Source organism: Actinoplanes sandaracinus, assembly GCF_030009775.1.
Lineage (GTDB): Bacteria > Actinomycetota > Actinomycetes > Mycobacteriales > Micromonosporaceae > Actinoplanes > Actinoplanes sandaracinus.
In genome coordinates this window covers 323,688-333,135 of the sequence record NZ_JASCTH010000005.1, presented here as the reverse complement: position 1 = coordinate 333,135, position 9,448 = coordinate 323,688, and the positions used below count along the sequence as shown (strand labels likewise).

Annotated in this window: 9 protein-coding genes; 2 read left to right on the top strand and 7 right to left on the bottom strand. The window is 71.0% G+C overall.

Annotated features, from left to right (window positions below; all coding sequences use genetic code 11):
• Positions 1-93 precede the first annotated feature (93 nt).
• Positions 94-1,449: a sensor histidine kinase gene (locus QLQ12_RS10165; RefSeq protein WP_282758896.1), complete on the top strand. Its 1,356-nt coding sequence runs from the start codon at positions 94-96 to the stop codon at positions 1,447-1,449.
• 39 nt (positions 1,450-1,488) lie between these two features.
• Here QLQ12_RS10165 and QLQ12_RS10160 read toward each other — a convergent pair whose 3' ends face one another.
• The 3 genes from QLQ12_RS10160 to QLQ12_RS10150 form a co-directional block, all read right to left on the bottom strand.
• Positions 1,489-1,854, bottom strand: a complete 366-nt coding sequence (locus tag QLQ12_RS10160; RefSeq protein ID WP_282758895.1) for an STAS domain-containing protein — start codon at positions 1,852-1,854, stop codon at positions 1,489-1,491.
• A gap of 144 nt (positions 1,855-1,998) precedes the next feature.
• Positions 1,999-2,652: an STAS domain-containing protein gene (locus QLQ12_RS10155; RefSeq protein ID WP_282758893.1), complete on the bottom strand. Its 654-nt coding sequence runs from the start codon at positions 2,650-2,652 to the stop codon at positions 1,999-2,001.
• Positions 2,649-3,392 carry an ATP-binding protein gene (locus tag QLQ12_RS10150; RefSeq protein WP_282758891.1) on the bottom strand — a complete coding sequence of 248 codons (744 nt, stop codon included), beginning with the start codon at positions 3,390-3,392 and terminating at the stop codon, positions 2,649-2,651. Before QLQ12_RS10150 ends, QLQ12_RS10155 begins: the two co-directional genes overlap by 4 nt.
• Positions 3,393-3,840: 448 nt before the next feature.
• Here QLQ12_RS10150 and QLQ12_RS10145 point away from each other — a divergent pair, with 448 nt between their 5' ends.
• A complete protein-coding gene (locus tag QLQ12_RS10145) occupies positions 3,841-5,076 on the top strand; it encodes a serine hydrolase domain-containing protein (RefSeq protein WP_282758889.1) in 1,236 nt (411 codons plus the stop codon).
• A gap of 98 nt (positions 5,077-5,174) precedes the next feature.
• On the opposite strand, the gene QLQ12_RS10140 is transcribed toward QLQ12_RS10145, so the two are convergent.
• The 4 genes from QLQ12_RS10140 to QLQ12_RS10125 form a co-directional block, all read right to left on the bottom strand.
• Entirely contained in the window at positions 5,175-6,356 is a 1,182-nt protein-coding gene (locus QLQ12_RS10140) for a carbohydrate-binding protein (RefSeq protein ID WP_282758887.1), read from the bottom strand.
• A gap of 31 nt (positions 6,357-6,387) precedes the next feature.
• Positions 6,388-7,650 (bottom strand): chitinase, encoded by a 1,263-nt coding sequence (locus tag QLQ12_RS10135; RefSeq protein WP_282758885.1) that lies wholly within the window; start codon positions 7,648-7,650, stop codon positions 6,388-6,390.
• A gap of 178 nt (positions 7,651-7,828) precedes the next feature.
• Positions 7,829-8,107: a chorismate mutase family protein gene (locus tag QLQ12_RS10130; RefSeq protein ID WP_282758883.1), complete on the bottom strand. Its 279-nt coding sequence runs from the start codon at positions 8,105-8,107 to the stop codon at positions 7,829-7,831.
• A 136-nt stretch (positions 8,108-8,243) separates the two neighbouring features.
• Positions 8,244-9,419: a PP2C family protein-serine/threonine phosphatase gene (locus QLQ12_RS10125; protein ID WP_282758882.1), complete on the bottom strand. Its 1,176-nt coding sequence runs from the start codon at positions 9,417-9,419 to the stop codon at positions 8,244-8,246.
• Between the last annotated feature and the right edge of the window lie 29 nt (positions 9,420-9,448).

Below are 9,448 nucleotides of genomic sequence, written 5' to 3'. Positions count from 1 at the left end.
CGGCCCCCCGGGCCCCTCACGTGTTGTACTCGCGCCGGGGGGCCCCCCCCCCTGGGGGGCCCCACGCCCGGTACGGCTATGGTCGGCGATCCCATGAGACGCAGCTACGTTTTGGTCGCCCTCGCCGTCACCACCCTGGTGGCGCTGGCGTTCGTCATCCCCCTCGCGCTGCTCGTGCACAGCGCCGTGCAGGACCGTGCCATGCGGGAGGCCGAACGACAGGCCCTCGGGCTCTCCGCCGTGGTGGTGGTCGCCACCGACCGCGACCTGGTCCTCAACTCGATCATGAGCACCCGGGCCGGCCAGCACGGCGAGCTCGCCGCCCACCTGCCCACTCTCGGCACTGTCGGGGTCACCCGGGTGCCCTCCAGCGCGGTCGCCGGAGTGCGGCAGGGCGAGACCGCCGGCACCGTCAGCGTCGACGGCGGGCGGGTCTATCTGCGCCCGGTCGCGTTGCCGCAGGGTCTGATCGCGGTCATCGAGGTCTTCGTCCCGGCCACCTCACTGCGCGCCGGCGTCGGCACCGCGGTGCTGGTCCTCGTGTGCGAGGCCCTCGTCCTCGTCGGCCTCTGCATGTTCCTCGCCGACCGGCTGGCCGCCCGGGTCGTCCGTGCGACCCGCGACCTGGCACGCACCGCGACGAGCCTCGGCGGAGGGCAACTGCACGCTCGGGTGCGCCCCAGCGGCCCGCGCGAGATCGAAGAGGTCGGCGCCGCCCTGAATCTGCTGGCCGACCGCTTCCTGGAGTTGCTCGCCAAGGAACGGGCCCTGGCCGCGAACCTGTCCCACCGCTTGCGGGTGCCGCTGACCGCGCTGCGCCTCAACGCCGAGGCCCTGCCCGCCGGTGACGACCGGGCCCGCCAGCTGCACGTGGTGGACCGGCTGGAGCACGAGATCAGCGCGGTGATCAGCGAGGCCAGCCGGCCGCTGGCCGCCCGGCCCCGCCTGCACTGCGATCTCGGGGCCGTGGTCGCGGAGCGTACCGCGTTCTGGGGTGCGCTGGCCGAGGACCAGGGCCGGCCCTGGCACGCCGGCCCGCCACCGGACGGGATCACCGTGCCGGCCGCCTGGTCGAGGGTCACCGAGGCGCTGGACGTGCTCCTCGGCAACGTCTTCCACCACACCGGCGAGGACGCGGCCTGCCGGGTGACCGTCGAGCGGGCCGCCGAGTCCGCGACCGTCACCGTCGACGACGCCGGCCCCGGGTTCGCCGACCCGGAGGCCGCCCTGGCCCGTGGCGCCAGCGACGCCAACTCCACCGGGCTGGGACTGGACATCGCCCAGCGGCTCGCCGCCGACACCGGGGGAGTGCTGTCCGTGGGCCGTAACGAGTGGGGTGGGGCCCGCGTCAGCCTCACCCTGGGCGTGGTGCCCGGCGAGACGCCGGCGCCGGCGCCGCGACGACGCCGCTGGTGGCGTGACCTCGGCGGCGCTCACGCCCGCCCCTGACTCCGGCCGTCACCCGCCGGCACTGGATGGTGACGGCGGTCAGCCCGCCGAGGGGGCCAGCCCGAAGTGTTCCTCGAGAGCGGTCACCCGCAGTACCTGCCGCGCCATGGGCTGAGGGTCCAGCAGGACGAACCCGCACTCCATCTTCGAGCAGTCGTGGCGGCACACGAGCAGACATCTGATGCCGGCCGAATCAAGGAAGGTGACGGCGCGCATGTCCACATCGATCCTCATCGGGCGATGACGGCGCAACGCGTCGATGACGGACTTGTGCATCTGATCCGCGCTCATCGCGTCGATGTCACCGGTGACGGCGATCCGCACGACACTCGTGCTGTCAGCGGCGACGGTCAGGGCCAGACGGTTCCTGGTAGCGGCGGCGTCCGGTGCGAAATCGGGCTTCATGAGGAACTCCATTGGTCGTCCGCCGTGGAATTCCCTCGCTGCTGAAGGTGCCGGAAGGATTTCCCCGGGCGCGGTGGCTAAACCACCTGCCGGCAGTCCGGTGAGCCGGTGGCGCGCTGTCGCCGGCGTGCGCTGGGCCGCGCGTCAGGGGCCCGGGTCGCGCGGGTCCCGGCCGAGGCGGCGTTCCCGCTGCTCAAGGTCTTGCTCACGTTGGTTGGCGAGGTCCTCGCGGATGTCCTCCCACTCCTGATGGGCGGTGACCCGGTGCTCGCGTTCGTCGAGCAGTTTCTCGCGTTCGTCGGCGAGAAACTCACGGTCGGCCGCGGTGTGTTCGCGTTCGTCGAGGAGCCGTTCACGTTCCTCAGCGGTGTGCGGGCCGGCTGCGCCCGTGGGCCGCGACCGGCTGCCGGCAGGGCCGCCCGATCGCTGTTCGTCAGCCGGGGGGTCGGCCGGGCCGGGGAGCAGCAGCAGCTCGGTGGTGCCGGTGATGTCCATCAGCCACTGTAGATGCGGGCCGGGGTGGCGCAGGACGAAGTCGATGCCGTGCCCGGCGCAGACGTGCCGGGCACGGAGCAACGTGCGTAACCCCGCCCCGTCGACGAAGTCGACGCCGGAGGTGTCCACGACGACGTGCCGGGTGGCTCTGGTCAGAGCCGCGCTGAGCAGGTCGAGCCCCGGCGCGGTGTCGGCTGCGAGATCACCGGCGAGGTCGATGACCAGTGTGCTGTCCTGATGGTGTGCGCTCAATGTGATCGCGGCCGGCCGTGGCTCGCGTGGCCGATCACCGGCTCGGGTCATGACAGGTCGTCTCCTGGACAATGATCAAAGGTGGACCAGACGATTTTGCCGACGGTCCCGGGCAGAGCGCCCCAGCCGGTTGACACGCGCCCGACCAGGCGCAGCCCGGCGCCGCGTTGCTCGATCATGGTGGCGAGCCGCTCCGGATCGTGTTCGATCAGCCGGGGCATCCGCATGGCGTAGTCGCGCACCGCCAGGTGCAGCACCGGCCCGCGCAGCGAGACCGCGGCCACGAGGTCGGTGTCGGCGTGCTCGACGGCGTTGGCGACCAGTTCGGAGACGATCAGCCGGGCCGGGATGATCATCTGGGCCATCCGCCAGTCGTGGCAGGCGTCGGCGACCAGGTCGCGTGCCAGCGCGGCCGCGCCGAGATCGCACGGCAGGTGCAGCTGACGCCGGTTCGTCCATGGTGGCGTCTTCGCGGCGGCGCGGGCGTCGCCGACGCTGTCGGCGCTGCGCAGGTTCGTGCCGTCGAGACGTTGCCGCACCGGCTCCGGCGCGGCGCACACCACCAGCTGACTGACCGGCCGGCGGGTGGCGGCGAAACGGGCGGCGGTGCGCCAGGTCTGGACCGACTCCCCGGCCGGATCCACCAGGCCGCTCAGGTCGACGAGCACCGCCCGTGGGGTCTCGGCGAGGCAGGCCCGCAGGTTCGGCGCCGTCAGCGCCCGCAGCTCGGCGTTCCAGGTGCCGTGCACCGACACCTCGGTCACACCGGCATCGAAGTCGTTGCGGATCATAAGCCGATCCGATTCCTCGGCGAGATAGCTGTTATCCACGGCGCACCCCCGCCCGCCGGCGAGCCGGCACACCCGGCGCTGCCGGCCGTAACGCGGTGGGAGAGGTATCTGGTTCTCTCATGTCGATCTCATCCTCGAAGACACACGAGTTCCCGGGGCCAGAAGCGCCACGTCGATCGCATCGTCACGGTGCCCTACGGCATCGATCTCCCGCAACATCGATCTCCCGCGGCGCGGTGAGCCCAGGACGCCATTGATGACCGCAAACCCGACTTTTTGAGCCGCGACGAGATTCGCCACCGATAATATCTCCGTACGCTTATCGTCAGAAGCCGGCGATGACACGGGTCCTCTCCCGACAGCGTGACGAAACGGCGCGCCGTCGTGTCAGGAGCGGTGTCAGCGCGGTGACCGCCCGGTGTCAGAGCGGCCGATGATCGTGGTTCCCATGACGAGATCAGCGATCACGGCGTTCCCGAAGAAGATCATTGCCAACGGCGGCGTACGGATGCCGCGACTCCTGCGGCGGGCGGGGGCGGCGGCCCTGGCGGTCGCCCTCCTGTCCGGGCCGGCCACCCCCGCGCACGCCGCCGCCGGGCCGGACCGGCCGGAGCTGCGCCAGGCCCTCCAGGAGATCGTCGACTCCGGTTTCGTCGGAGCGCAGGTGCGCGTGCACGATGAGCGGGGCGGATGGGCCGGCAGTGCCGGGGCGCGCCGGCTGGGCGAGCCCGCGAGGCCGCCGTTGAACGGGCGGTTCCGGGTGGGCAGCAGCACCAAGACCTTCGTCGCGACCGTGGCGCTGCAACTGGTGGCCGAGGGCCGGCTCGGGCTGGACGAACCGGTGGCCGCCCACCTGCCCGGATTCGGGCTGGACCGGCGGATCACGCTGCGGATGCTGCTGCAGCACACCAGCGGCGTGTTCGCCTTCACCGGCGACTTCTACGACGGGACGTTCGAGCCGGGCATCACCTGGTCCGGCAAGGAATGGGTGGAGAACCGGTTCACGACCTACCAGCCGGAGGATCTGGTACGGCTGTCGCTGTCCAAGCCGCTACGGTTCGCGCCGGGGACCGACTGGGGCTACTCCAACACCAACTACGTGCTGGCCAGACTGCTGATCGAGAAGGTCACCGGCCACTCGTTCGCCGTGGAGCTGCAGCGGCGGATCGTGCGGCCGCTCGGGTTGCGGGGCACCGTGGCGCCGGGCGTCTCGCCGGAGATCCCCGGGCCGCACGCCCACGCCTACTACCGCTACGAGGAGGCCGGCCAGCCGAGGACGGTCGACGTGACCCGCCAGAACCCGTCGTGGATCTCCGCCGGCGGTGACATGATCTCGACCACCCGGGATCTGCACACGTTCATCTCCGCGCTGATGAGCGGGCGGCTCCTGCCGGCCCCGCTGCTGGCCGAGATGCGCGCTCCACACCCGGTGGCGGGCTACGGCCTGGGTCTGTTCGTGCAGGACGGCACCACGGACTCGCCGTTCCCGCTGCCGGCCTGTGGCGCCACCGTCGTCACCCACAACGGCGGTGTCCAGGGCTACGCGACGATGATGTACAGCACCCCCGACGGCGGCCGGACCCTGACCGCCTCACTGACCTATGTCGACGACGTCGCGATGACCCAGGCCGGGCCGTTCCGGCAGGCGATGCAGACGCTCGTCGACGAGGCGTTCTGCGACTGATCAGCAGGCGCCGGCGCGGGGACTGGAGCCACCAGACCCCGGCCGGGGAACAGCGACGCGCGGCCGTCCCGGGGGACGGCCGCGCGTGTGCGGTGACCTCAGAAGCCGGCGCTCACCCTGGTGAACGCCCAGTCGGGCTGGGCGATCCCGGAGCAGTGGCTGACCACGCCGCCGCCGGCGCAGCCACGGTCCCGGTTGACCGCCCAGAAGGCGAAGCGGGCCAGGCCCTTGCTCCTGGCGTAGTCCCGGATCCGGGTCCAGGTCTCTACAGTGGTCAGTTCCTGCTGGTCGGAGAGACCGTTCATGCCGGAGATGCCGATCCGGGCGTACGCCTGGGCGTCGGTGTAGCCGAACGTCGACTTCAGCAGGTTCTTCAGGCCCTCGGTGGCGCCGACGTTGGCCGCGTACATGTCGGCGTGGCCGCCGAAGTCGAACGGCATCTGCGTGAAGATGTCGATGTTCGCGTTCTTCGCCCTGGCCTGCTGGACCAGCCGGACACCGTGCGCGTTCGGGCCGGTCGGGGTGGTGCCGAAGGTGAGGATGGTCGTCACGCCCGGGTTGCGCTGCTTGACGATCTTCAGCGCGTCCACGATCCGGTCGGCCACCACGTGGTTCTCGAACTCGTCGGTGTTCTCGATGTCGATGTCGATCGACGTGAGCCGGAAGGTGTCGATCACCTTCTGGTACGCCCCGGCGAGCGCCTCGGGCGTGGCGCAGTTCGGGCCGAGCTTGTTGCCGCTCCAGCCGCCGATCGACGGGACCACGTCGGCGCCGGCCGCCCGGATCGCCGCGATGGTGCTGGCGTGCACCCCGCCGGTGAGGCCGGACGCCCCGTCCCAGGCCGGGTTGCAGCCGTTGCTGGCCAGCACGAAGGCGATGGTGAAGGCCTTGATGCCGGTCGCGTTCACGACGGTGGCCGGGGCGGGCGGGTTGCCCCAGCCCGGGTAGATGTACGGCGCCGCGGCCATCCGGCCACCGGCCGGGGGTGTCGGTCCGGTGGGCGGCGGGGTGGTCGGTGCGGGGCCCCCGCAGGCGCCGTTGTCGGCCCAGACGGCCCACTGGCTGCTGTTGGCCGCCGGCGACTCGTTCTGGGTCCACCACTTGGCGGTGTAGTTGTGGCCGTTCTGCGAGGCCGTGTTGTCCTTGACGTAGACCGTGGACGCGCTCCACGCCGGGGCGCACGCCACGGCCGCGTTGGAGGTGGCGGTGGGGAGGACCGCGGCGGCGGTGCCGACCGCCGCGACCGTCACCACGAGGGCGATCTTCCTGCTGAGTTTCACGGGGATGCTCCCGGATAGGGGTGAGAGCGGATCAGGGGAGGGTGGCGAGGTGCGGGTCGATCGTGCCGGCCCAGCCGTTGCCGTTGGTCACGTCCCAGTTGATCGACCAGGTCATCGCGCCGCGGATGCCCGGGTACGTGGCCGGCGGCTTGAACGTGCCGCAATTGGTGCCCTTGGCCAGGCAGTCCAGGGCGGCGTTGACCACCGACGGGGCGACGTATCCGCCACCGGCGGCGCGGGTGCTCGACGGCAGGCCCAGCGCGATCTGGTCCGGGCGTAGCCCGTTCTGCAGGGGGATGCAGGCGAGCGCGGTCAGGAAGTTGATGGTGCCCTGGCCGTACGCCGCGTTGTTGTCGCAGCCCAGCATCGCGCCGGAGTTGTAGTACTGGGTGAAGACGACGGTGAGGATGTCCTTGATGTCGAGCGCGAGCTTGAAGTACGACGACTGCGGGTTCTGCATGTCGATCGTCTGCGGCGCCATGGTGATGATCAGATTGCTGCCGGTCTTGGCCCGTAGGCTCCGCAGCGCGCTGGCCATGTAGGTGGGGTTGAGCCCGTTCTCCAGGTCGATGTCGACGCCGTCGAAACCGTAGTTCTGGATCAGCGAGTGGACGGAGTCGGCGAACGCGGTGGCCGCGGCCGCGCTGTTGACGGCGACGGTGCCCTTCTCGCCGCCGACCGAGATGATCACCTTCTTGCCGCGCGAGTGCAGGGTGGCGATGTCCGCCTTGAACTGGGCGTCGGTGTAGCCGCCGACCGCGGTGGCCAGGCCCGGGTCGAGGTTGAAGGTGACCGCGCCCTGGGTCGCGGTGGCGTCCGCGAAGGCGACGGCGATCAGGTCGTAGGTGTCCGGGACGGCGGCCAGCCTGAGCGGTGCGGCCCCGTTGTCGAAGTTCTGCCAGTAGCCGGTGAGGAAGTGCTTCGGCAGCGGACCGGTGTTCGGTGGCGTCGAGGGTGAGGTGCTGGGCGAGGAACTCGGCGACGAACTCGGCGACGTCGACGGTGAGGTGCTGGGTGACGCCGAGGGCGTGGCGCCGCCCTCGCAGGCGCCGTTGGCGGCCCAGACGGCCCACTGACTGCTGTTGGCCGTCGGCGACTCGTTCTGGGTCCACCACTTCGCGGTGTAGTTGTGGCCGTTCTGCGAGGCCACATCGCCCTTGACGTAGACCGCCGACGCGCTCCACCCACTGGCGCAGGCCGTCGCCGCCGACGCGTTGCCCGCGAAGTAGGTCGCCGTGCCGGCGGCGGCCAGCGCCGTGACCGTAGCGAGGATTACCGATCTGGAGCGCTTCATCGCCGTCCTTGTCTGCATGCCCGGTGGGATGCATCAATCTTTAGGACTGTTAACAGTAAATGTAAAGATGTCCGGGCCTTAAACTTCCTTAAATCGACGATGGGCCGTAACCGCTGCTCAGCGGCTACGACCCATCAAAAGCGGTCGATAAAAATGTTTACCGATACGGGCCCGGTGATCAGCGCGCCGTGGGTGAGGCCCCCGGTGGCATGTCGGCGTCGAGCAGGCGCTCACCGTGGATCTGCTGGATCACCGCCGCGGACATCTGCCGGCCCCAGCCGTCGCGTACATGATCACGCAGGACCGTCTGCGGGTCGAGCCGGAGCCGATCGGCGATCGCGGCGATCCGCTCTCGCATCTCCTGCTCCACGGCCGGACGGTCAATGTGCAGGCCATGCTCACGCATGGCCGCGACGAACTCGTCCGCCAGGCGAGCGAGCGTTGTTCCAGCAGCCAACAATCTCTCCCATTCCGGTGTTGATGACGACAGTGTGCGTGCCCTAGATCGTGAGCGAGCGCGGCACGCCCGTGAAGATCGCCGGCGTCCGCCCTCCGGGCTCGGCCGTCCGTCTAACTGGCCGGTGCCCGAACGGTCACGGCGTCGGCGCCGGATGCCACTGGAGCAGCGCGGCTGTGGCGTCGTCGTGCAACTCGCCGGCCTCGTAGCTGACGATGGTCTGGATGAGCCGGCGCATGATCTCGGCCGGGGGAGTCCGCCGGGCCAGGGCGGCGGTGACGAACGCGGACAGCCGGTCCAACCCGAACAGTTCGCCGTCGGCCGAGCGTGACTCGGTGATGCCGTCGGTGTAGAGCAGCAACGTGTCCCCGGGCTCCAGGAGGTGCTGGGTGACGCGCGGTGGCTCGGCCCGCATGTGGGCGAGGCCCAGCGGCAGCGCGGTGGGTCCCGGCAGGGGTGGCAGGGGCGTGCCCCCGCGCAGCAGGAGCTCGGCGGGGTGCCCGGCGCAGATGCGCCGGTACAGTCCGGTCGTGGTGTCGAGTTCGGCGAGCACGGCGGTGACGAACGCGCCGTGATGGTGGGCGCGTACCCATTTGTCGATGCTGCGGTAGGTGTCGGTCAGGCTCAGGCCGCACCGGCGGGCGTTGCGATAGGTGTTGAGGGCCAGCGTGGCCAGGGCGCTGGCGGCGATGCCGTGCCCGACGGTGTCGAACAGGGCGACGTGGACGGTGGCGCCGTTCGCGGCGTAGTCGAAGGTGTCGCCGCCGACGTCGTAGGACGGCTCCAGGACGGCGGTGATGACGGTGTCGCCGGTGGCGAGACTCAACGGGGGCAACTGGTTCCAGATGATCTCCGCGGCCAGTTGCATGGGAAGCCGGCGCCGGGTGTGCTCCACGGCGTCACCGTAGAGGCGGCGGCCGCAGATCAGCTCGGCGACCAGGGCCGCGATCACGCTCAGCGCCCGCAGCGACTCGTCGCCGGGGTCCGCCCTGAGCGTCACTCGCAGCACCCCGAGCCGGTGCGCGCCCTGCGACAGCGGCAGCCAGAGCAGGACGCCGGCGTCGCCGGTCTCCCGCACCGGTCGTGCCGAGGCGTAGGCCCGGCCGGCGGCGGTGCCGTCGATCGCGACGGAGCTGGCGGCCCGGGCATCGCCGCGGGTGAAAGGCCAAAGGGCGAGTTGCTCGTAGTCGGCGAGCAGCACGGCGACCTCGACCGCGCCGAGCAGGGGCGCCGAGCTGACCAGGGCGGCGGGAAGCTCGTCGAGGTGCCGCAGGCCCAACAGGCGCTGCACCACCCGCATCGGTGCGGCCATCACCGCCTCCCGTGAGATGTGCGGAGCCG

What these genes read in the sequence shown, in the direction of transcription:
- QLQ12_RS10165 (WP_282758896.1), top strand. Translation starts at nt 94, where the DNA reads ATGAGACGCAGCTACGTTTTGGTCGCCCTCGCCGTCACCACCCTGGTG.
- QLQ12_RS10160 (WP_282758895.1), bottom strand. Translation starts at nt 1,854, where the DNA reads ATGAAGCCCGATTTCGCACCGGACGCCGCCGCTACCAGGAACCGTCTG.
- QLQ12_RS10155 (WP_282758893.1), bottom strand. Translation starts at nt 2,652, where the DNA reads ATGACCCGAGCCGGTGATCGGCCACGCGAGCCACGGCCGGCCGCGATC.
- QLQ12_RS10150 (WP_282758891.1), bottom strand. Translation starts at nt 3,392, where the DNA reads ATGATCCGCAACGACTTCGATGCCGGTGTGACCGAGGTGTCGGTGCAC.
- QLQ12_RS10145 (WP_282758889.1), top strand. Translation starts at nt 3,841, where the DNA reads ATGACGAGATCAGCGATCACGGCGTTCCCGAAGAAGATCATTGCCAAC.
- QLQ12_RS10135 (WP_282758885.1), bottom strand. Translation starts at nt 7,650, where the DNA reads ATGAAGCGCTCCAGATCGGTAATCCTCGCTACGGTCACGGCGCTGGCC.
- QLQ12_RS10125 (WP_282758882.1), bottom strand. Translation starts at nt 9,419, where the DNA reads ATGGCCGCACCGATGCGGGTGGTGCAGCGCCTGTTGGGCCTGCGGCAC.